This is a genomic window from Streptomyces sp. NBC_00433 (assembly GCA_036015235.1).
In the GTDB taxonomy this organism is placed as follows: Bacteria; Actinomycetota; Actinomycetes; order Streptomycetales; family Streptomycetaceae; genus Actinacidiphila.
The window spans coordinates 2,289,631-2,311,506 of the sequence record CP107926.1; the positions used below are offsets into that span (position 1 = coordinate 2,289,631).

Here is a 21,876-nt window from a genome sequence, read left to right on the forward strand (position 1 = left end):
GGAAGGCGCACTTCATGGCCACAACGATCATGCGAACGGCAGCAGCGCAGACACAGCATCAGAGGATGTGTGTGCTGCCCGGGCTGCCGAAGTCGGCCCCAGTCGCCCGGCACTGGGCAGTGGACCTCATGGAAAGCTGGGGCGTCGCCGACAGCCCTGCCGCGACTTGCGCACTGGGCGTGAGCGAGCTGGTCGCCAACGCTGTGATCCACGGTTCGTGCGGCGTGGTCGTCTGCCGCCTGGCCCAGTGCGGCGACGAGGTGAGAGTGGAGGTTCACGAGTGGCTGGTGCCCACCGACCTGGCCACTTCCCCCAGGCTGGCATTCGCGGGCGACGAGGCTGAACGCGGGCGGGGACTGTCGCTGGTAGACGCGCTCAGCCTCGGCTGGGGCTGGACACCGCCGGAGTCCGGTTCTGGCAAGGGCAGTTGCGTCTGGGCGCTGTTCGGCAGGATCCGATGACCGAAGGCGGCGCGGTCGAAGCGAAGGAGCGTGGGCTGGAGTTGCGCGGTCGCCGGACAGCAGCCGGCATCTCGCTGCGCCAGTTCGCCGCACAGCTCGGGATCGGCGCCCAGCGGCTGTCGGAGTACGAGACCGGACGCCGGAAGATGCCAGTGGAGCTGTGTTCCCGTGCGCGAGCGCTGCTGGACGACCTGGCAGCCGGGCGAGGGCTCCTCGGATTGGAGGCTCAGTCCGTGCCACCCACAGGCGAGCATCCGCTGGCTGCTCTCCGCCGTGCCCAGGGATGGACTCTGCGCGACCTGGCGCGGCTCCTTGCCCGAATCCTCGGCGGCGCCGACGACCGGCAGAAGATCTGGCGCTGGGAGCACTGGGGAGTGGTCCCGGACCGGCCAAGCCAGCTGGCGCTGGCCCAGCTCCTGGGCGTACAAGAATCCGTGGTCCTGGCACGACCGTGGCCGACGTGGTTACCTGGAACTGACGGCGCCGACGTCGATTCACCCTGGAACCTGCGCGGCGTCCTCGCAGCATTGGACGCAACCGGCGAGGCGGCGATGGACCGGCGCGGGTTCCTCACGATCAGTTCGGCCGCTTTGGCCGGTATGGCTGAACGCCTGGGCACAGCAGCACCACGCGTGCCCGGCGTCCTGCCTGAAGGCGCCGAGACCGGCTCGGCTGACGATGTTGTCACGACATTCGAGTCACGGCTCCCCCTGCTCCGGCACCAAGAGAACCTCTATGGCGGAGGCGTCGTGCTGGCCGGCATCAGCGCCGAGTTGGCGACCGCGCGGCAGATGCTGAACTGGCCGCTCGGCTGTTCCGCACGGCTACGGCTGTTGAAGGTCACCGCCGAACTCAGCCGCCTCGGGGGTTGGGCCGCCTTTGACGCCGGCCGTCGCGCCGCCGCCGAGACGTACTTCGTGGCCGCCCTGCGTGCCGCGCGCGAGACCGGGGATGCCTCCGCCGCAGCGAACACGATCAAAACTTTCTCATTGCTCCTGATCGAGTCGGAGCGGCCCGAAGACGCTCAGCGCCTCCTGGCGGCCGGCCGCCAGGCAGCCGCACAAAGTCCGCTTCGTGTGCAGGCGATGGTCGCCACGCGACAGGCCCGTGTCGAGGCCGTCCTGGGAAACGCTACTGCCTGCCAGGCCCGGCTCTGCGAAGCAACCGACCTGATGGAACGCTCGCTGGACCGCGACGACCATCCCCCGCAAGCCTCCTACTTCGGACCGGGTGAGCTCGCCGCGCAGACCGCCGCCTCGCACCAGATCCTGGGCCGCCATGCCAGCACGGTAGGACTGCTGGAGACTGCACTGTCCAGCCAGCCCGACTCAAGGCCGCGAGACCGGGCAACCTACCAGTTGTGGCTGTGCCGATCGGCACTCACCATGGGAGACCTCGACCGCGCCTGCGATCTTCTGTCCGACGAGACATCCGGCATCTCAGCTGCAGCCAGCACCGCCTCTGCCCGCAACCAGGCCCTGATGAAGGGCGTGCGCGAACAACTGGCCCGCCATCGCGACCACCCTGCCGCGCGTGCGGTAGACGAACGGCTGCGCGATCTGGTCGCATAGGGCGGTGGATTCCTCCAGCAACCCGCAACCGCGTATCGCCGTCGTCACCGGAGCCAACCGCGGGTTGGGATACGCCCTGGCTGCAGGTCTCGCCCGCCGCGGTATGACCGTCGTCCTCACCGCTCGCCGCCTCTCCGACGCCGAGGCCGCCGCATCCGCGCTCCGGGAAGACGAACTCGATGTGCATCCCGGAGAACTGGACCTCACCTCCCCCGCCAGCGTCAACCGCGCCTTCGCAGATGTCGAACGAGACTTCGGCAGGCTCGACGTCCTGATCAACAATGCGGGCATCGCCATCGACCGAGGGCAGAAGCCGTCCCAGACCGACATCGAAACCGCCGAAGCCACCCTCAACGTCAACGTGCTCGGCACCTGGCGATGCTGCAAACAAGCCGTCCGGCTGATGCGCATCGGCGGGTACGGGCGCATCACGAACGTCAGCAGCCACATGGGCAGCCTGGCCGGCGTCCAGGACCCGGGCAGCGCTGCGTACCGGATCTCGAAAACCGCCGTGAACGGACTCACCCGCATCTTCGCGGCAGAAACCCGGGACGAAAACGTCCTCGTGAACAGCGCCTCCCCGGGCACCGTCAGGACCCGGATGGGCTACGGCACCCCGCAGTACACCGCCGCCGAGGCGGCCGACGGCATGCTGTGGCTGAGCCAGCTGCCTGACGACGGACCAAGCGGCGGCTTCTTCCACGGTCGTGAACCTCTCGACTGGTGACGATCTGACCAGCGCGGACACGAAGAGCCTACGTAGAGCCCACAGTGTCCGACCTGGCACAGTGCGCATTCACCTGGTGATCTGGGACCCAGCCGCCGGCTGGTCCCACCCGGTTCCGGAGGCAGCCCCAAGGGGCACGGGCGCGCACGCCCGTGAGGCTGAGCCGGATACCGGCACTGGCGGGACACGCCTGTGCGGCGGTACCCGGTTCGGGGCCCCTCTCCGCCACCACCGCAGGCAGGTCACCGTGACGCACGCCCAGGGCCCAGCCCCCAGTGGCTTCGACAAGACCCGCTCGACGTCACCCATTCCGGAAGCGTTTGCCAACCTGCGCGAGCGTCTCGCCGGCGGCGACCTGGCAACGGTCACCGTGCTGGGTCCGACGTCCGACGCCAGCTGGCGAGCCCACCCGATTCCGGCCACCCGGTTCCTGGCCGCCGTCCACACTTCCAGCGCGGTCGTCCTGCCGCCGGCTCACCTGCTGCGGCCAAGCGGTCCCAGGCAGCAGCAGGCGAAGCAGTTCGAAGCCAGCCACTTGGCCGTTGACCTGAGCACTCTACGTGCTGCCACCTGGAGTCCGGGCACCGCCGTAGCCCTCGCGGACGCATGCACCAGCAAGGGCCGGGTGCACCCAGAATCTCCGCGTCACCTCCTGGAACGCCTCATCGCCCGGTTGGAGGCGTACGGGGTCCGCGTCACCGTTGCCGTGGAGACCCAACTCCGGCTCACCGGGGCCGCAAGCCCGGACGACAGCGGCCTCGATGCTGTTCTGGTCCACCTGTGCTCCCTCCTGCGCCACGCCGACCTGCCCGTCGAGAGCATCAGCACTGCCCCCTCCCTCCACGCCCCAGATCGCAATGGCCAGTTGGTCACCGCCACATTCGCTCACCGCGACCCCTTGACCGCCTGCGACAACCACGTCCTCCACCACCTGGCTGCCACCATCCACAGCGAATACCACGGACTCCATACCGAATCCGCCTCAACGGATCGTCTGACGCTGCATCTCACCCTCACCGCCCCGGGCCAGACGACCAATGCCCTGATCGACATGGCGCACGCAGGACTCCAAGGTGAAATCGGGAACATCGCCGCCAATCTGACTGGCAGGGCGCCTTTCCTCACACATATCACGGAGCCGGATGAAAACGCCCGGAGAACCACCGAGCCCGCTGGCAGCACAGTAGTCAAGATCAATTCCAGCGCCGACGTAATCACACTCACCTTCTCCGCCGCTACGGGAGTCCACGAGGCAACCGTCGCAGCCCTCACCGGCATTACGGCCGGAATTCGGCACCGACATTCTTATGCGGCAACTACCGCCGCCCCACTGCCTGCGCAGCCCTTACGCCTGCCCGGGACCTGAAGCCCGATGGGGCTACCAACTGCTCCAGCCGCAAAGCCATAGAGGCCGTCCCCTACTGCGGCTAACTCCCCGACCCGCGGTCAGGGGCCGTCCCACTCTTCTTCGTCCTTCCTCTTCTTCTACGCGACAGGACAGCCTCCATGAGCACAGCAGCACCTTCGGTCGGCGCGCTGCCGACCATGGCGGAGGTGGCCCGCTTCGCCGACGAGCAGATCATCACCGCCGCGCAGGCGCTGTGGCCGGGTGCGGCGCTGGAGTTCGGCGCCGGCGTGCCCAGCGTCACCGGGTACGTGCGCAGGATGCTGGTCGGCGAGCAGGTGGTGTACGCCAAGGTCTCGCTGCTGGGGATGTCGCTGGTCTCGCTGCTGCGCGGTGCGGCGGGCACCCGGGCACACATACAGGCCGCCCAGTACGCATACGCTCGCACCCCTGGGAGTCCGCTGGAACGCGAGGCCGCGCAACTCGCGGTGCTCCACCGGGGCCGCAGGCCCCAGGTCGCGCCCGTTCTCGACTACCGCCGCGGCGTCCTGTTCACCCAGGCCGTCCCCGGCCTCTCACTGGCCGACATGCTGCTGAACTCACCCCAGGCCAGCGGGCCGTTGATGGCGTGCGTGCTGGAACGGCTGGACGGATTGCGCCGCAAGTCCACCAGCCGCCTGGTCATCGGTGCCCCCATCGATCGGGGGGTCCACGCCACGTTCCAGCGCAAGTTCGCCGGCGTCTCGGCGCCGGAGTACCTGGCGTCGCTGCACGCCGACCACCCGGCCGCGACCGCTGTGCTGAAAGCGGTGGTCAGCAGGCTCGGTACCGGCGATTCGGCCGCCGTCGGGCTCGGGCGAGCGCTGACGACAGTGGTGTACGGGGACCTGACTCCCGAGCACGTCCTGTATCCCGGCAGGCCCGGCACGGAGCCGGTCTTCCTGTCCCCCGCCCTGACCCGGGACACCCCACTGGCCGACCCCGCACAGCTCCTATCCCGCTGCGTCCTCGTGCTGCTCGCGGCCCAGCCCGGCCGAACCGTCGCGGAGCAGGCCGCACAAGGTTTCGCCGACTTCGCCCAGCAGCAGGCCGACCGCTTCCCCGGCCTCCGCGACCAGGCACTTCGGAATCTGCTGCGGCTGTGGGCTATGGACACCGCCAACATCATGTCCACCTATCTCACCACCCCCGCCGACCTGCCGCTCCCCGAGCACGCCGGAGTCCTGCGCACGAAAGCCGCTGCGGTGCTGGGCATCATGCACCAGCTGGCCGGGGCGTTCTCGGCCCGGCTGATCCCAGAACCGGTGCTGCGGCACGCGCTGGCTGCCGTGGTGGAGGCCGCCTCGTGATCGCCCCCAAGAAGAATGCTGTGAGTCCTGTGGTCTGGAAGGTCGGCTGCCTCGGCGCGCCCCAGTCACCCTGGGGCGGAAAGATCCATCACGATGCGGGTCACCGTCGCCAAGGGCCCCGGGCGTTCCGGAAGCATGGAGCGTCGGCTCGTGCCTGCGTCTCCTCCCCGGATGCCGGTTGCGTTGGTTCACGCTTCCCAGCGGTAGAAGGCTTTGCCGTTGTGCTGCTGGAAGCCGAGTGCCTGGTAGAGCGCGAGGGCGGGTGGGTTGTCGCGGTCGGCGGTCCACTCGACCCGGGTGCATCGGGCGGTATCGGCCTCGGCGCGTACTGCGGCCATGAGTTGTCGGGCGACTCCTCGGCGCCGGGCGTTTTCGCGGACGAACAGTTCCTTCAAGTACAGCGAAGATTCCGCTCCGGCGGCCGGCCACAGCAGGCTGAAGGAGGCCAGTCCGAGGACGGTGTCGCCTTCGCGGGCGAGCAGCACGGTGGCGGCGGGGCCGCCGCCGAACAGCGCGGTGCGGATCTGGGTCTGGTCGGCGGGGGTGTTGTTGCCGCCGTAGTACGCCTCCACTTCGCCGAGGATCTCCGAGATCGTCTGGGTGTCGGCTTCCGTCGCCCGTTCCACGTGCACTGCTGGCTCCTATTCGGCGGGGGGCAGGGCGAGTGCTTGGCGCAGCGCCTGCCGTCCGGCTCCTTCCGGGACCGTAGCGGCCACCTGACGTGCACGGTAGATGATCAGCGCGGAGCGGTGCCCGGTGGGCAGCGCCGTGACGGTTTGCATAGCCAGCGCGGCGGCGGCGTCCGGTTCGCCGTCGGCTGCGTGGCAGGCGGCGAGGTCGAGGCCGATGAGCGCGCGGTCGGTGTGGTCGGTTGCGGGATACCGCTCCAGGGCGCGGTGGAGTTCGTCGCGGGCCCGGTCGGTGTCGGCGAGGTGGGTCAGCGCGTCCCCGGCGTGGAAGTGCAGGCTCTCCCGGGTGTAGCCAAGGGCGCTGGCGATCTGCAGGTCGGGATCGAGGCGGTCCAGTGCCGTCTGGCCGGCGGTAAGGGCTGCGGCGGCGTGGTCGGGGCGGCCGAGCAGGGCGTGGGCGCGGGCCTCCAGGGGGGCGGCGAGCGCGGGTCCGGCGCAGGGCAGTCCGCCTGCGACGTACTGGGCGCGGCCGGCGAGTTCGAGTGCACCGACGATGTCGCCGTCGTAGTAGAGCTGGTACGCCTCCTGGGCGTAGATCCAGCTCAGTGTGGCGCGGTCGTCGGCCGCGCTGGCGGCGGCGCGTCCGGTCCTCCACCAGTCGCGGGCCCCGGGGTCGCCGGCCTTGAGCAGGGTCAGAGCGATCAGGCCGGCCAGTTGGGCCAGGCAGGTCGTCAGACGGCGCCGGGCGGGCGGGGTATGGCGGTGCTTGAGGACACGCTGCAGGTCGGCGGTGTCGGCCAGCAGCTCATGGAGAAGGTCCGTTTCGGGCCGCCAGCGGGTGGCCTTGCCGTGCCGAGCGACGGTGTACTCCCAGTCCTCCACGCCCGCGTCGGTCATCGGCCCGGCCGCAGCCAAGGACTCCGCGATGCCCCAGTGCAGCCGGTCCGCCTGTTCACCTGCCGCCTGCTGCGGGTCCAGGGCGGCAAGCGCGATGAGCTCGCCGCCGGCGCCGAGCGCCTGGTCGAGGGCTGCGGCCACGGTGCCGCTGGGGGCTCGTCCTCCCGATTCCAGGTAGCTGATCTGGGTCTTGCTGACGGCCGACAGGGCGGACACGTCCCTGATGGACCGGGCTCCACGCAGCCGTCGCAGCGCGGCACCGAAGTCGCTGTCGTTCACCGGCTGCCTCCCCTGTCCCGGGTGTCCCCACGGTTGGGGACGCCCGGGGACGCCATCGGTCTGTGGCCAAGCGGCCACACCCGTGACGCTAGACGCCATAAGCGATCACTCGCAGCGACACCGAACAAGTCGTCGTTTTCCCCTGACACCTTCCGAGGTATGTGATGTCCCCTCGTTCCGTCCGCCACCGCGTCCCGCCCGGCCGAGCGGGTGACGGTGCCCCCGCCGTCGGCGCCGACGTGGCGCTGCTGGTCCGCCATCACGTGGTCGGACCGGTACTGGCGTGGACCGCGGCACCTGCGGTGGCGTGGGCCGGCTGCGCCGCGATCGGGCACCCGATGCACGCTCCGCTGGCGGGGTTTGTCGTGGTGGGCGCGATGATCGGCTCTGTGGCGTCACTGCGCCGCGGGGCCCGTGTGGTGGCCGGCGCCCTGGCACGCACCGAGGCCGGCCGTAACGCCGGGACCGCCCACGATGGCGAAGCCCAGCACCGTGCGGCGGAGTTCTGGGAGCGGACGGCCTCCTCCCTGGACGGGGCCGTCGGTGTCCTGCGGGACTCCCATGCCGCCCTGACCGCTGCCCACCGGGAAGCGGCGTCACTGAACACCGCCAACGACCGGGACTTCCGTCACCTTGCCGGCGCCTGGATCGATCACTACCGGCGGTCGGTCGACGAGATCCTCGACGGCGTCACCGTGCTGCTGGCCGAGGTGCGGCAAGGCCGGGTTCCTGCCAGGCCCGCCTTCCCGGCCCTGCCGGCCCAAGCGCCGGGACGGTTCGACCAGCTCGACCGGAACCTGATGCTGCTGCGGCACCACGTGCTGGACGCCATCGTCCAGGCCGCGGCGGCGAACACCGGCACCGCAGAAGTGGAGTTGAACGTCTTCGCCGGGATAGCCACGCGCCTGCGCTCACGCTCGGACCGTGTTCTGGTCGAACTGGACCGGCTGGAGCGCTCGACTGAGGACCCGGACTCGCTGCAGTCCCTGCTGCGGGTCGACCACAAGGTCGTCCAGATCCGCCGGGACGTGGAAGCCGTCCAGGTCCTGGCCAGCGGCCAGTTGCGGCAAAGCGGCGATCCCTCGGACGTGTTCGGGATCCTGCGGCAGGCGACCGCGGAGATCGAGGACTACGGCCGGGTCCGGATCGGCACGGTGGCGCCCGTCCAGGTCAGCGCCTATGCGCGGTCGGCACTGATCCACATCCTGGCGGCCCTGTTGGAGAACGCCACCCGCTTCAGCCGGGTCGACGTCCACCTGGCCAGTGCGCTCGAAGCCTCCGGTCTGGTGATCACCGTTGTGGACGAGGGCCTGCACATGCCCGCCGAGGACCTGCGGGTCCTCAACGACCTGCTGGCCGATCCGGACCCCGTCATGGTGCGCACCCGGCTGGCCGAGGGGCGGATCGGGCTGCTGGTGACCGCGAAACTGGCACGCCAGTACCGACTGAAGATCACGCTCCAGCCCGCCGCCGGACAGGGCACCCAGGCGGTGGTTGTCGTCCCTCCGAAACTGCTGCTCCACCCGGCGGAAGACGGCGCTGGCCTCGGCTCTGGTGATTCGGCTTCGCCGGGCCGCACCGGCCCGGCCGCGGTGCCGACAGCCGCCCCGGAGCTGGCGTCGGTGCCGCCGCTGCCCGGCCCGGACCAGCGGCCCGGCCTGCCCCGGCGGGACGCGGCGGGCAGGACGGAAGTCCAGCATGATCCGGCCCAGCGCGACGGACTGCACCGCCCCGGTCTGCCACGCCGGCACCGCGCCCCGGCCGGGACCGCGCCGCCCGAGCGGCCTGAACCTGTTGCCGGTAGCGGTCCGGTCGCCACCGCCCATCTGGTCGGCGCCTTCCTCCACGGCGCTCAGCGGTCAGGCGACAGCCCCGCTCCCGCAGACGGCGCTGCGGACGCCCCGCATCCCGCCAGGCCGTGACCCCTTTCCCTCTTCTCCCGTGCGCCGAGCGCGCACCCGCCCCGACACCCTATGGAGTCCCGATGCCCGGCACCGCGCACGCCTCGACCTTCCTTGACCGCCTCGGCGACGTGACCTTCCTGCTGGACCGCTTGAAGGAGGCTGTGCCCGGCGTGCTGGTGGCCGAACTGGCCACCACCGACGGCCTGGCCCTGGGCAAGATCGGCCTCGACGAGGCCAGTGCCGAGCGGCTGGCCGCGGTCGCGGCCGGCATGCACTCCCTCGGACTCGGAATCGGCAAGGCCATCGGGCTCGACCGCCAGACCACGTTGCGGCAGGCGTTCTTCGAGACCGACACCAACCGGATCTTCTCCATGAGCGCCGCCGCGGGAACCCTGCTGACCGTCATCACCAGTCTGGATGCCGACCCCGGGCTTACCGGCCACGAGATGACCGTGCTCGTCAACAGCGTCCGCGCCCACCTGGCGACCCCTGCACGCGACGATTCCCCGCAGGCCGCCGGGGGTGAGCGGTGACATGCCGCTCTCCCAGAGCAGCACGACCGCCTCCGTAGCCGAGCCGTCGCCGCAGGAGCCGCGCACCTACGCGATCACCGGGGGCCGCACCCGGGTGAGATACGAACTCCATCTGGAGACCCAGCTGATGCCCGGCACGGCCAGCGCGCAGCCGGTCTCCGCCGAGGCGCGGCAGGTCGTTGCGGCCTGTGGCCGGCGCAGCGTGTCCGTCGCGGAGATCGCCGCTGCGATCAGGCGGCCGGTGTGGGCGGCGAAGGTCCTCATCGGCGACCTGCTGGACACCGGAGCGCTGATCGCGCCGCCTTCGGCAAGCAATCCCGGAAGCGACCCGGCCGTCCTGCGCCACATCCTGGCCAGGCTGCGGCAGGCATGAACCCATATCAGGAAGGACCCGCGGTGCTCACCGCCGACCGGCCGCCCGTAGCAGCCGTCAAGATCATCGTCGCCGGAGGATTCGGCGTCGGCAAGACCACGTTCGTCTCGGCGGCCTCCGAGATCCGGCCGCTGACCACCGAGGAGGTCCTCACCCTTCCCAGCAGCGCGACCGACGACCTGGCCGGCGTGGAGACCAAGACCACCACCACGGTCGCCGTGGACTTCGGGCGTATCACCATCCCGCACCCCGGCATGAACCTGACCTTGTACCTGTTCGGCACACCTGGCCAGGAACGCTTCCTGTTCGTCTGGGACGGGCTGACTCAGGGAGCCATCGGCGCCGTGATCCTGGCCGACACCCGCCGGCTGACCGACAGCTTCCCCTCCATCGACCACTTCGAGGCGCTCCAGCTCCCCTTCGTGGTGGCCGTCAACCAATTCGAGGGCTCCCGCTACCGCTACACCCCCGGCGAGATCCGCAGTGCCCTCGACCTGCGCCCGCAGGTGCCCGTCGTGCTGTGTGACGCCCGCGACCGGACCTCGGCCACCGCCGCTCTGGCCGCCCTGGTCGACCACGCCCTGACCGGCCTGACCGCTTCTTCCCCCTCCCGTCTCGGAGCGCCCGTATGACCGTCTTCGACCCTTCCTCCGGTCTGCACGTCACCGCCCCGGACCCCGACCAGCACCACCGCTCCGCCGTCCTGCGAGACCTCGGTCTCGACGCCGAGTCCGTTCCCGAGCTGGACGCCATCGCACGGGCCTTGGGCGAGGCGGCCGGTCAGCCCTGGGCCATGGTCAACTTCATCACCGACCAGCAGCGCTTCGCCGGGCTGTTCGTGGCGCCGGGCGCCCCGCCGGTCGCGCGCACCATGTCCCGTGAACACGGCTACTGCCCTGACGTCCTGGATCGCCCCGTCGCGCTGATCCTGCCCGACGTGTGCTCCCACCCTCGCTTCCGCAGCAACCAGGTCGTCGACCGCCTCGGGGTGCGCACCTATTGCGGCGCGCCGCTCATCCACAACGAGTCCGGCGTCACCCTCGGCACGGTCTGCTTCATCGGCCCCGAAGCGCTGCCCCAGGAAACGGGCCAGACCAACCGCGCCCTGATCAACGCCACCCGCGACCAGGTCATGGGCGTCATCCGCGCCCGCGCGGCCGAACTCCCGCACTGACAAAACGTCACGGGCGGTGATGCGGGGCACCGCCAGGCCCATCTTGTCCGCAGGCAGCTCACTTCCAGGAGGATCCCGGTGACAGCACCGACCCCGGCGCGCCGCGCCGAGCCGCACCACCGCCTTCGCCAGCTCGTGCGCGACTTCGCCCAAGCCCACATCGCCCCCCGGGTACCGGACATGGAACAGACCCGGGCTGTGGAACGTGACCTGCCCCGGCTCGTCGCCGAACAGGGCTGGATCGGCGCCACCATCGACACCACGCACGGCGGGATGGGCGCCGGACACCAGGCCAAGACCGTCATCATCGAGGAGATATCCCGCGTCAGTGCGGCCGTCGGCGCCGCGGTCCAGGCATCCCAGCTCGGCGTCGCCAAAATAGACCACTTCGGCACCCCACAGCAGAAGCGGACCTGGCTGCCGCTCATCGCCGACGGATCGTGCCTGCCCACCATCGCGGTGACCGAGCCGGATTCGGGCGGACACGTGCTGGGCATGCAGGCCGCCGCCCACCGTGACGGCGACTCCTGGATCCTGACCGGCCGGAAGGTCTTCGTCGGCAACTCCCACATCGGCGACGTCCACGGCGTGATCGTACGGACCGGCGACGCCGGCAGCCGGAGCCTGACCGCTTTCCTGGTCGAGGCCAACCGCCCCGGTCTCTCGCTGACCCCGCACCGCCCGGCGCTCGGCCTGCACGGGTTCAGCTTCGGCGGAGTCGTCCTGGACAACTGCCGGATACCGGCGCAGAACATGATCGGCGAGGTAGGCGACGGCATGGCCGTCGCGTACTCCTCCAGCATCCTGTATGGACGGCCCAACCTGACCGCCGTCGCGCTCGGCATCCACCAGGCCATCCACGACACCACCGTGGGCTTCGCCCGCGACCGCCGCCGTTACGGAGCCCCGCTGGCCGAGCTGCCGACCATCCGCGCCAAGCTCGGCGAGATACGGTCCCGGCTGCTCACCGCCCGCACCGTCTGCTACGACGCCGTCCGCCTGCTGGACGCCGGGGCGGCGTGCGATGAGCAGTTGATGAACGCCAAACACACCGGCGTCGAGCTGCTCAAGGACTCCGCCCGCACCGCGATGGACATCTGGGCCGGCGCCGGGCTGCTTCCCGAGAACCCCATGGAGCGTCTGTTCCGCGACGCCTGGCACCCCTACCCCGCCGCCGGGACCGGCGACATCCAGCTCCACCGTCTCGGCGAGATCGCCCTCGGCCTCCAGCACCCGCAGTGGTCGCAGCGCTTCCCCGGCACCAGACCCAAGGCCGGCGCCCAGCCCGTGCCGGCCTGACCCGCGGACCCGCCGCCGCATGTCGTGACGCATCTCAGGAGATCACCGCAGTGACCAGCCAGAACACCCACCCCGTGCAGTCGCCCCCGGCCGTCCTCGAACTCGCCCTCACCGACGGCGACATGCGCGCCCTGCACTGGCTGGCCACCGTCCGCGCGGCGGCCGGTGCCGGAGTGCACCACCTCGTCCTCGCCGGCCCCCATCCCGGCCAGCACCCCGCCGCCAGGGCGCTGTGGCAATGCGGCACCTCGGCCGGCATGCACGTCGCCGTCACCGCCAGCCCGCCCGCCACCGCCGCCGACCGCGCACCCCGGATACGGATCACCGCTGACGGCATACCCCGCCTGGTCATCCCCGACGGCATCCCCCTGACCGACCTGCCCACCGACCTCGGCCCCGACCTGGCGGCCTTCGCCAGCCCTCCCGTCCTGCGGGCGCTGGAAGCCGCCACATCCCGGCGGCTGGTTCCAGCCGCCTTCTGAAGACCGCTCCCGCGGCACCGTCGCGGGAGCCGGGTACCGCCGCCCGACCCGCACCGCCGTCGGGACGGGCGGCGGACCACCCGAAACCCACCACCACAGCCCGGCCCGGAACCTGGAGTCTGAGGATGATCAGCCCGACCCTGGCCTGCGTGACCACCACGCACGCAGCCACCGCAGCAGCCGTGCTCTTCACCGCCCCCAGCCTCCCGCCCTCGGCCGAAGCCAGGGCACAGGGGGTGCACGCCGCCGACGTACTGGTGGCAATCCCCGACGGAGGCGACCCCCTCCGTCTGCGCCCGCAGCCCCCGCCCACCCGCCGGACCAACGCGGCGCGCCTGGTCCAGGCCCTGGCCGCACTGCCGCGTCACAGCGTCGTCCTCACCGGCGGCATACCCGGCACCACGTGTCCGATGAACGCACTCGCCGACGCCTACTGACCACCCGTCGCCCGCGCGCGAACCTGCGGGCCGATCCCACGACCGGCTCGCTGCCGGAGATGCGCACCGGTTCCCCCGTACCGGCGCGGGCAGCGAGCCACCGGCCGCCGCCGCCCTCGTCACCGGCGGCGGCCGGCCCCCACTACGAGACGACCGCATTCGATCGAGGACCCATGAACGCCCTGCCAGATACTGACTTGTCAGCACAACTCTTCACCGGATCCGGCACGTTCCCGGCGACCCGCGAGTTCGAGGAAACCCTCTGGGCACCGCTGGGCCGACTGCGCACCGCCGCCCGGACCGCGGGACTGCACCTGCTCCTCGGCAACCCCGACGAGGTGAGCGGCGGCGACCGCCTGGCGCTCGGAGACGCCGACGAAACCACCGTCCTCGAGCTGGCCGCCGTCCTCACCAGCGCCGCCACCGCCACCGCCCCCGCTCCCGAGACGCCCGGTCTCGCCGGCGCCGCGGCGTGGCTGGGGACCTGTGCCCAGGCCGCCGGTGTCGAACTGCGCCTGGGAGGACCGAGGACGGCGCCCGGCGGACGGGAGGTGCTGTCGCTCGGCGATGCCGACCACAGCACCCTCACGCGCCTGGCCCACGTGATCGAGCAGCACTTGGCCGGCCTTCACCAGGCCGAAGACGCCCTACGGCGGGCGCTGGAGAAGATCGGCGTGACCGCTGATCAGGTCGCCGCCCACGCAGGCGCCATAGACCTGGGCGACGTCACGATCCCCGAAGGCGTGGTGCTGCTGCGCCAGCTCGTGCCGACCGGCTGGATCCAGGAGATCGATCCGGACGACCAGAGCGCCGGCGAAGACCTCGCCGCCCGCCTCACCCATGCCGTCCAGAAGATCACCGGCGGCGGGTTCCTCGACGCCGCCTACACGCCCTACTGCCGCTACTGTCACGGCGGACCCGCACTCCTCCTGGGACGGCTGCGTCCCCGGTACGCCCGGAGCCTGACCGCTCACATCGCCGGGGCCGCCGCATGAGCCGGCCCACAGCCGATCGCCTGGCCGACGAGGCCGGCCGGTGTCTGGCCGAACGGAAGGCGGAGGGCGCCTGGCAGGGCTTGCACGACCGGGCGCTCACCTACCTCACCCGCTTGTCCACCCAGCAGCTCGGCGCTCCAGTGATCGCGTGCCTCGACCTGGCCCGCGACGATGGCCCGTTACTCGAACAAGCCGCCCGCGCCCTGGCGATCAGAGCCGCCGGGAACTTGGACGCGGTGGCGCACATGATGCTCGCGTACCCCACACACGGCCCCGACGCCCGGGTGGACCGGCTCGTGGCCGGCCAGCGCCTCCTGCCTGTCTTCCGTCATGTGGAGGTCGGCGATGCCCAGGAGTGGCCCGATCACGACTTCGTGCTGGGCCGCACGTCCCGCAGCCGGCTTGCGGCCCTGCCGTCCGCCCCCGCCGCTTCCGCGGCCTGACCGGGGACATGGACATGCCCGATTCGGTTCCGTACATCACGCTCCGCAAGGGCGAACAGGACATCAGCGACCAGGCGCTGATCCTGCGCTATCGCCCGGGCAGCGCCAGTCTCGGTATTCCCCCGGCCGCCGCCCTCCGCTATCGCGACGAACGGCCCGAAGACCGCGACCACGAGGGCATCCTGTACGCCCGCGTCACCCAGAGCCTGAACGCGGCCGGGTGGCCGGTCGGCCGGCCCATCTGGCCGACGGTGCATCCCGCCCGGCAGCGCGAGTGCATGGGCGAGATGCTCTGCCGCTACTGCAAGGGCGAACCCAGCCACACCGACGCCGGGACGCTGTTCCTGGACGTTGCCGGAGAGCAGGCCCAGGCCAAGCCGCGCTGGCCCGAGGGGTCCTTCACCTACCAGCCGCCACTGTGCTTGCCGCACGCCAAGGAAGCGGTCGATCGGTGTGGATACGGGCATCGCGTCGGTGGCTTCACCGCACTGCGCGTCCGAGAGTCCCGCTGGCATGGCGTGCTCGGCACCCCGTACCAGGACTCCGGCGGCCTCCCCAGGGCCACCCGTACCCGCGCCGACCGGGACGCCGACGTCATCCCGTTCACTCATCCCCACCGGCGGCTGTTCCTCGGCACGCAGTACGCAATCGCCCTGCACGACGTCACGGTCGTCGACCTCGCCGCCGAATTCGCCGCCGCCGGCCTCACCTGACCGCTCCATCCCACTACCGAAAGAATCGCCGTGTCCTTACCGCCTGTCGTAGCCGTCTCCTGGAACGTGGAGAAGGGCGAGAACCTGCACCAGGCAGCCGACTGGGTCCGCGCCCAGAGCCCGGACATCTTCCTCATGCAGGAGCTCCAGCCCGGCCAGGGCGAGATCGTCACCGAACTGACCGCAATGACCGGCTACATCGCCGCGCCCACCGCCCAGAGCAGCAACGACAACGCCATCTTCCTGCGTGAGTGCAGCCCCCTGGTCTTCGACGAGGAGTTCCTCCACCCCTGGGCGCCCTGGCACGCTCCCGCCAACGTCGCCGTCCGCCTCCGCGACGAGGACGAAACCCTCAGCCCACGGCGGATCAGCACCGCCAGCGCCCACCTGTGCTACTGGTCCCCACAGATCAGACTCGCCGAAGCCCAGTGGCTGTCCACCCTGTCCAAAGCAGGCTGGCTCGCCATGGTCTTCGGCGACTGGAATTCCTACCGGACTGGCGAAGGCGGACCGTGGGACGACTACGCCGACAAGGCGTTCGTCGCCAACCGCACCCGCCGCGCCCCGACGGAAGCCGGGTCTCCGATGACGAGCCCGACCGCGCCATGACGGACGCCGGATACGTCGAGCTGGCCCGGCACGCCGCCGACCGCCTCGGCCAGCCCGACGCCACGCGGCCCACCTCCGGCTACCGCAACCACCCGGGACGCCCTACCGGCCTGCCTCCTCACACCATCGACCGCGGCTATCTCTCCGGCGAACTCGTCCCCGCCCTGACGGCCTTCGAAGTCTGCGACACCCCCGGCCTGCGGGCAATCAGCGACCACCTGCCGCAGCGCGCCACCTTCGACACCGCTGTCCTTCGGGAGATCCTCCACCGCCCCGCCCGGGTCTACGAGCCGAACACCCTCGCATCCGGCCCCCTCCCCACCGGCGGGAAACCACATGAGTAGCGCACTGACGCAACCGGACCAACCACACGCGGCAGACCGCATCCGGAGCACGCCCAGCCCTCGGCTCGTCCAACATGAGACCGATGAGCTGAACACGCCGATTTCCGCCACCTCGCTCCCCGCCGTGCGGCCCACCGTGGCCGCAGCCGTGATCCTGCACGGCAGACACGTCCTGCTGATACGCCGCCGGGTCCCCGAAGGCTCCCTGTCCTGGCAGTTCCCCGCCGGAGGCATCAAGCCCGGCGAGACCGCTGCAGACGCCGTGGTCCGCGAGACGCTCGAAGAGGCCGGCGTGCTGGCCGCCGCGATCGTGCCCTTGGGTGAGCGGGTCCACCCGGGCACCCGTCAGCCCATGGCGTACGTCGCGTGCCAGTACCTGGACGGCACCGCGTACGAAGCAGCTCCTGCAGAGGTCGCCGAGGTCGCCTGGGCACGCATCCCGGACCTTGGCCGCTACATCCCGCTCGGCGACATCTTCGGCCCGGCACGGACATACCTCCTGGCCTGCTCCTACCCCGGCCAAACCGACGACAGAGAGGTCTCACCATGCGCACCCTGACCCTGCTGAACTGGAACTTCGAGGACAACGGAGGCGGCGACCAGGCCAAGTGGGCCAAGGGCCACGACCTGCTGGCCAGCCTCAACCCCGACCTGCTCCTCCGGCAGGAACCCTGGGACGCCGCCGACAACGGCCACACGATCCACAACCAGCAGGAGGACGTCCTGGGCCTGCGCGGATGGATCGGCGCCCGCTCGCGCACCGCCGTGTACGCCGACCCCACCCTCTTCGCACCGGTCCGGGACTGGCAGGACAAGGTCGCACCCATGTGGGTGCAGCCGCCCACGCCGGTGCTGCTGCGCTATAGGCCGGCTGGCAGCACCGCCATGCCCTTCGTCGCCGTGTCCTACCACCTGCACTACTGCTCCGTCACCAACCGGGCTTCCGAGGCACAGTCGCTGACCGCGTACGCCGACAGGAAATGGAAGACGCACGACGGCCGGAAGATCACCCCGCCCATCCTGGCCGGCGGCGACAACAACTCCTACCCCCACCAGGACCTTCCCGGCGCCCCCGCCCTGCCGGATCTGTCCTCCATCAAGGACAAGCGGCACATGGTTCACCGCTCCCGCCTGCTCCCGGACGGAACCCGCGTCCCGGACACCGAACCCGACAAGACCCTGCGCGACGCCGAACTCTTCGACCTCGCCCGCTACTGGGCAGAGAAGTCCGGCGACACCAGCGCGGTCGCCCGCACGGTGAACGCCAGCGACACCCACGGCCCGGACGCGAGGATAGACCGCGTCTACGGCAGCACGCACTTCCTGCCCGCAGTGATAGGGGTCGACGTCATCGAGGTGGACCCCGCTCTCTCCGACCACCACGTCGTCCGCGTCAAACTCGACCGCGACGTCCTAGCCGACATCCTCAACGAGCAGCAGGAACTGGACGCCTGACCCGCCGTGTCCCTGACACCCGGCCGCGTTCTCAAATGGCTGCCAGCCGTCCTGGCGGAAGGAAACCGGTGACCGCGACACCGCCGGGAAGCGCGGCGCACACCTGGCCGCCATGCCCACACGGGTCCAAGGCGTTGCTGCGCGACCACCTGGGACGCCTGGCCCTGGTCAAACCCCGCTACAACGACCGCCGGTATTACCTGGTCGGCGGCGGCCTCGAGCCGGGGGAGGACTTCGAGCATGCGCTAACCCGGGAGGTCTGGGAAGAAACCGGCCTGCACCGGGATCCCGGCCGGCTCCTCGTCGTGGTGCAGGTTCCCGCCGATGAAGAACGCGGCAAGCCAGCCGGGATCGACCTGATCTTCGACGTGGAGCCGCTGGCGCCCGGAGAGAGGGAGGCGATCCGCCTGCCCCCGGACGAACTGGGCGATGTCCAGTTCATCGCCTTCGAAGACATCGACCAGTGGACCCTGCCACCGCTGGCGCGCGCCGTCCGCGCCGCCCAGCGCGCCCTCGTCCAGGGCGTGACCTTCGTGCTGCCCCCCTACCCACCCGACCATCCCTTTCCGTCTCCCGTCGCGCGCTGACCTCAGAGCACACCGATCCTGATCTCGAAGGAGCCCCAGTCTCATGTCCGCACTGCCCGCACAGCTGCGTGTCGGAGTCCTCTACGGTGGCGATTCGCCCGAACGACCGGGGTCCATCGCTTCCGCCGAAGCCGCAGCGAAGTCCCTCGCGTGCCAGGCCCAGGATCTGGGCGGGCTGAGCGCCGAACTGGTCGACCTGCGCGGCCTGGACCTGACCGGGCTGCGCAGCCGTATCGACGTGGCGCTGCTGGCCTGCCACGGCCTGGGAGGTGAGGACGGCAAGATCCAGGGCACGCTGGACACACTAGGCATCCCCTATACCGGTTCCGGCGTGCAAGCCTCGGCCATCGGCATGGACAAGATGCGCTTCAAGACCGTCATCACGGCCGAAGGCATCGACACCCCGCGCTGGGTCCCGGCACCCGCCGGGCAGCCCCCGGAGATAACGCGGGCGGCGGTGGTGAGCCGGCTCGGGTTCCCGGTGTTCGTCAAGCCCGCAGCCGGCGGCGGGAGCCTGGGTGCCGGCATCGCCCAGGACGAAACCGCGCTCGACGACCTCCTGACCACGGCCGGCCCGTACGGCTCCTTCATCGTCGAGGAGTACCTCGAAGGCACACCGGCGACGGTGGGCGTCGTGGACATCGACGGGGTGCCCACGCCGCTGCCGGTGCACACTGCGTTCACCGACCGCGCCTTCTACGACTATGAGGCCAAGCACGACATGTCGGCACGCAGGGAGGTCTGCCCCGCCGACCTGCCGCCGCTGGTGACGACGGCACTGCAGCAGACCGCGTTGCGGGTGCACCGCATCGTCGGTGCGCACGGCGTCAGCCGGGTGGACTTCCTCCTGGCGCCTTCCGGGCGCCGGCCGGTGCTGGAGATCAACACGGTGCCCGGCCTGTCCGAGCACGGCAACCTCGCCACCATGGCCGCCGCGGCCGGCCTGAGCTACGACGACCTCATCCGGCGTGTCCTGGCCACCGCGTTCACCAAGCCCGCTTACGTCCCGTAGCAGACTGTGACCATGACGCTGACCACCATCACCCACCCGGTGCCCTACTACAGCCAGTGGGAATCGGCCGCGCTGGTGCCAGATTTCATCTCCGGCACCAGCGCGGCCACCGACCCTCTGTGGCAGAAGTCCGGCGCCGACAGCCCCGAGGAATACGCGTTCTGGGCCCCGCGGATCTGCGGCATGGCCTGCCTGCGCATGACGCTGGACTGGCTCGGCCACGAAGTCCCTCTCTCGGTCCCGCTGGTCCGCGAGGCCCTGGACGCCGGCGCGTACGTTCGCGACGGCGACGAGGTCAAGGGACTGATCTACGCTCCGTTCGCCCGCTGGGCGGCCGACCGCTTCGGCCTGCACGCCCAGTGCCGCCCGGACCTGCCGGCCGGCGACATCCGCACGGAGGTCGCCGCCGGGCGAGTGGTGCTCCTGAGCGTCCACAAGTCCATCCGCGCCCTGGATCCGGCGCCGCCGCAGCGCGGCGGCCATCTGGTCCTGGCCGTCGGCGCCGGCCCCGACGCGGTCGTCATCCACAACCCGTCCGGCCTGCCCGGCCGCTCCCAGCAGTTCCACCACGTTCCCCTGGCCGACCTGGGCCGGTTCTACGCCGGCCGCGGTGTCGTCCTGGGCCCTGCTAACGGAAAGTGCAGCACCCGATGATCGCCTTCTCCCTCGGTCGCCTGGCTTCGGCCGCCGGCGCACGCCTCGACCAGATCACCGACCCTGACACGTTGGTGACCGGGCCGTTCTCCTTCGACTCCCGTGATGTCGCCGCCGGCGGATTGTTCGCATGCCTGCCCGGATCGGCCACCGACGGCCACGACTTCGCCGCCCAGGCGGTGTCCGCGGGCGCGGTCGCGGCGCTGGCGACCCGCCCGGTCGGCGTGCCGGCGCTGATCGTGCTCGACGTGCTTGCGGCGATGGCGGCCATCGCCGCCCAGATCGCAGCCGCCTACACCGGGGTGGTGATCGGGCTGACCGGCTCGGCCGGGAAGACCACCACGAAGGACATCCTGCGGGCCATCCTCAGCCTCGACGGGAAGACGGTGGCCACCGAGAAATCGTTCAACAATGAACTGGGTTTCCCCACAACCGTCAGCCGCGTCCAGCCCGACACCGGGTATCTGGTTCTGGAAATGGGTGCCCGGGGCCCGGGCCACATCGCCGCGCTGTGCAAGGTCGCGCCCCCCAACATCGCCACCGTTTTGGGCATCGGCTCCGCGCACATCGGAGAGTTCGGCAGCCGGGAGGCCATCGCGGCTGCCAAGGCTGAGATCGTCCAGACCCTCCCGCCGCTGGGGATGGCCGTCCTGAACGCCGACGACCCCCTGGTTCTGGCGATGGCCGACCAGACCGAAGCCGGGGTCATCACGTTCGGCACCAGCCCCGGCAGCACGGTGCGCGCGACCGATATTCGCACCGACGGCCAGGGGCGTCCGGGCTTCATCCTGCTGCACGGCGAGGAATCGGGCACAGTACAACTGCGAATCCACGGCCGCCACAACGTGACCAATGCGCTGGCCGCCGCGGCGACCGCACTGGCTGCCGGCGTGCCGTTCACCACCGTCCTGGCTGGGCTGGAAGCAGCGGAGATCGTCTCCGGCGACCGGATGCAGGTCACCACCCGCACCGACGGCGTGACCGTCATCAACGACACCTTCAACGCCTCCCCCGAGGCGATGCTCGCCGCGATCGAAGCCCTGGAGGACATCGCCGGCGCCGACCGCCGACGGGTCGCAGTCATCGGCGAGATGGCCGAACTCGGCGACCGGGCCGACACCTGGCACGCCACGGTGGCCGACCGCCTCACCGCCAGCGGCATCGACCACCTGATCACCGTCGGCGGGAAACACGCCCTCGCGCTCGCCGAGACCGCCCGTCAGGCCGGGATCACCGCGGAGCACGCCGAGACGGGGCAGTCCGTGGCCGAGCGGACCAACAAGGTGCTCCGGCCCGGCGATGTGCTCCTGATCAAAGGCTCCAACGCCCTGGGCCTCGGTGCCGTCGCGCGACAACTGACCGCGATGACAACCGCCTGACCACGCCCGCAGCCCAAATCTGACGCCTGGCCCCGTGCCGGGACGCAGTCCGGCACCGGGTCAGCCCGGTGAACGACCCGCGCCCCGGCCGCCGGTGATGTACGCCCACTTGCGGTGCCCTCACATCCCAACCTCCGCGCCCAGAGGATCACTTGGCCGTCCTGCCGAAGCGGCCCCGGGCGGTGATGTGCAGGTGACCCGCCGACCACCGAACCGACCCCGCGA

General features: G+C 70.8%; 26 protein-coding genes. 24 read left to right on the top strand and 2 right to left on the bottom strand.

Features of this window, described 5'->3' with window-relative positions:
• Positions 1–65: 65 nt before the first annotated feature.
• The 5 genes from OG900_09325 to OG900_09345 all read left to right on the top strand — a co-directional run bounded on the left by OG900_09325 (position 66) and on the right by OG900_09345 (position 5,453).
• Positions 66–461 (top strand): ATP-binding protein, encoded by a 396-nt coding sequence (locus tag OG900_09325; GenBank protein ID WUH95683.1) that lies wholly within the window; start codon positions 66–68, stop codon positions 459–461.
• Positions 458–2,032 carry a helix-turn-helix domain-containing protein gene (locus OG900_09330; protein WUH90277.1) on the top strand — a complete coding sequence of 525 codons (1,575 nt, stop codon included), beginning with the start codon at positions 458–460 and terminating at the stop codon, positions 2,030–2,032. Before OG900_09325 ends, OG900_09330 begins: the two co-directional genes overlap by 4 nt.
• Before the next feature lie 4 nt (positions 2,033–2,036).
• Entirely contained in the window at positions 2,037–2,759 is a 723-nt protein-coding gene (locus tag OG900_09335; GenBank protein ID WUH90278.1) for an SDR family NAD(P)-dependent oxidoreductase, read from the top strand.
• Positions 2,760–3,006: 247 nt separating this feature from the next.
• Positions 3,007–4,125, top strand: a complete 1,119-nt coding sequence (locus OG900_09340; protein WUH90279.1) for a hypothetical protein — start codon at positions 3,007–3,009, stop codon at positions 4,123–4,125.
• 140 nt (positions 4,126–4,265) lie between these two features.
• A complete protein-coding gene (locus OG900_09345; protein ID WUH90280.1) occupies positions 4,266–5,453 on the top strand; it encodes a hypothetical protein in 1,188 nt (395 codons plus the stop codon).
• Between the two features lie 188 nt (positions 5,454–5,641).
• Here OG900_09345 and OG900_09350 read toward each other — a convergent pair whose 3' ends face one another.
• Positions 5,642–6,085 carry a GNAT family N-acetyltransferase gene (locus OG900_09350; protein ID WUH90281.1) on the bottom strand — a complete coding sequence of 148 codons (444 nt, stop codon included), beginning with the start codon at positions 6,083–6,085 and terminating at the stop codon, positions 5,642–5,644.
• A gap of 9 nt (positions 6,086–6,094) precedes the next feature.
• Complete coding sequence (locus tag OG900_09355) at positions 6,095–7,258, bottom strand: helix-turn-helix domain-containing protein (protein WUH90282.1); 1,164 nt, start codon at positions 7,256–7,258, stop codon at positions 6,095–6,097.
• A 164-nt stretch (positions 7,259–7,422) separates the two neighbouring features.
• Between OG900_09355 and OG900_09360 the strand changes: the two genes are divergently transcribed.
• The 19 genes from OG900_09360 to OG900_09450 all read left to right on the top strand — a co-directional run bounded on the left by OG900_09360 (position 7,423) and on the right by OG900_09450 (position 21,651).
• Complete coding sequence (locus OG900_09360) at positions 7,423–9,180, top strand: ATP-binding protein (GenBank protein WUH90283.1); 1,758 nt, start codon at positions 7,423–7,425, stop codon at positions 9,178–9,180.
• 62 nt (positions 9,181–9,242) lie between these two features.
• A complete protein-coding gene (locus tag OG900_09365) occupies positions 9,243–9,695 on the top strand; it encodes a roadblock/LC7 domain-containing protein (protein WUH90284.1) in 453 nt (150 codons plus the stop codon).
• 1 nt (position 9,696) lies between these two features.
• On the top strand, positions 9,697–10,068 hold the full coding sequence (locus OG900_09370) for a DUF742 domain-containing protein (protein ID WUH90285.1): 372 nt from the start codon (positions 9,697–9,699) through the stop codon (positions 10,066–10,068).
• Complete coding sequence (locus tag OG900_09375; GenBank protein ID WUH90286.1) at positions 10,065–10,700, top strand: ATP/GTP-binding protein; 636 nt, start codon at positions 10,065–10,067, stop codon at positions 10,698–10,700. The genes OG900_09370 and OG900_09375 overlap by 4 nt, the downstream gene beginning before the upstream one ends.
• Entirely contained in the window at positions 10,697–11,242 is a 546-nt protein-coding gene (locus tag OG900_09380) for a GAF domain-containing protein (GenBank protein ID WUH90287.1), read from the top strand. The genes OG900_09375 and OG900_09380 overlap by 4 nt, the downstream gene beginning before the upstream one ends.
• A gap of 78 nt (positions 11,243–11,320) precedes the next feature.
• On the top strand, positions 11,321–12,541 hold the full coding sequence (locus tag OG900_09385; GenBank protein WUH90288.1) for an acyl-CoA dehydrogenase family protein: 1,221 nt from the start codon (positions 11,321–11,323) through the stop codon (positions 12,539–12,541).
• 50 nt (positions 12,542–12,591) lie between these two features.
• Complete coding sequence (locus OG900_09390; GenBank protein WUH90289.1) at positions 12,592–13,023, top strand: hypothetical protein; 432 nt, start codon at positions 12,592–12,594, stop codon at positions 13,021–13,023.
• 125 nt (positions 13,024–13,148) lie between these two features.
• Positions 13,149–13,460 carry a hypothetical protein gene (locus OG900_09395; protein ID WUH90290.1) on the top strand — a complete coding sequence of 104 codons (312 nt, stop codon included), beginning with the start codon at positions 13,149–13,151 and terminating at the stop codon, positions 13,458–13,460.
• Between the two features lie 197 nt (positions 13,461–13,657).
• Positions 13,658–14,455: a hypothetical protein gene (locus OG900_09400; GenBank protein ID WUH90291.1), complete on the top strand. Its 798-nt coding sequence runs from the start codon at positions 13,658–13,660 to the stop codon at positions 14,453–14,455.
• Positions 14,452–14,898, top strand: coding sequence for a hypothetical protein (locus tag OG900_09405; protein WUH90292.1), 447 nt, complete (start codon positions 14,452–14,454; stop codon positions 14,896–14,898). Before OG900_09400 ends, OG900_09405 begins: the two co-directional genes overlap by 4 nt.
• 14 nt (positions 14,899–14,912) lie before the next feature.
• Positions 14,913–15,611 (top strand): hypothetical protein, encoded by a 699-nt coding sequence (locus OG900_09410; protein WUH90293.1) that lies wholly within the window; start codon positions 14,913–14,915, stop codon positions 15,609–15,611.
• Between the two features lie 30 nt (positions 15,612–15,641).
• Positions 15,642–16,220: an endonuclease/exonuclease/phosphatase family protein gene (locus tag OG900_09415; GenBank protein WUH90294.1), complete on the top strand. Its 579-nt coding sequence runs from the start codon at positions 15,642–15,644 to the stop codon at positions 16,218–16,220.
• On the top strand, positions 16,217–16,564 hold the full coding sequence (locus OG900_09420) for a hypothetical protein (GenBank protein WUH90295.1): 348 nt from the start codon (positions 16,217–16,219) through the stop codon (positions 16,562–16,564). Before OG900_09415 ends, OG900_09420 begins: the two co-directional genes overlap by 4 nt.
• 124 nt (positions 16,565–16,688) lie before the next feature.
• Positions 16,689–17,123 (top strand): NUDIX domain-containing protein, encoded by a 435-nt coding sequence (locus OG900_09425; GenBank protein WUH90296.1) that lies wholly within the window; start codon positions 16,689–16,691, stop codon positions 17,121–17,123.
• Positions 17,111–18,019, top strand: coding sequence for an endonuclease/exonuclease/phosphatase family protein (locus OG900_09430; GenBank protein WUH90297.1), 909 nt, complete (start codon positions 17,111–17,113; stop codon positions 18,017–18,019). Before OG900_09425 ends, OG900_09430 begins: the two co-directional genes overlap by 13 nt.
• A 68-nt stretch (positions 18,020–18,087) precedes the next feature.
• Positions 18,088–18,606, top strand: a complete 519-nt coding sequence (locus OG900_09435) for an NUDIX hydrolase (GenBank protein ID WUH90298.1) — start codon at positions 18,088–18,090, stop codon at positions 18,604–18,606.
• Between the two features lie 43 nt (positions 18,607–18,649).
• A complete protein-coding gene (locus tag OG900_09440) occupies positions 18,650–19,618 on the top strand; it encodes an ATP-grasp domain-containing protein (GenBank protein WUH90299.1) in 969 nt (322 codons plus the stop codon).
• A gap of 12 nt (positions 19,619–19,630) precedes the next feature.
• Positions 19,631–20,272: a C39 family peptidase gene (locus OG900_09445; GenBank protein ID WUH90300.1), complete on the top strand. Its 642-nt coding sequence runs from the start codon at positions 19,631–19,633 to the stop codon at positions 20,270–20,272.
• The gene (locus tag OG900_09450) at positions 20,269–21,651 is read left to right on the top strand and encodes a UDP-N-acetylmuramoyl-tripeptide--D-alanyl-D-alanine ligase (GenBank protein ID WUH90301.1); all 1,383 of its coding nucleotides are present in this window, start codon (positions 20,269–20,271) and stop codon (positions 21,649–21,651) included. Before OG900_09445 ends, OG900_09450 begins: the two co-directional genes overlap by 4 nt.
• Positions 21,652–21,876 lie beyond the last annotated feature (225 nt).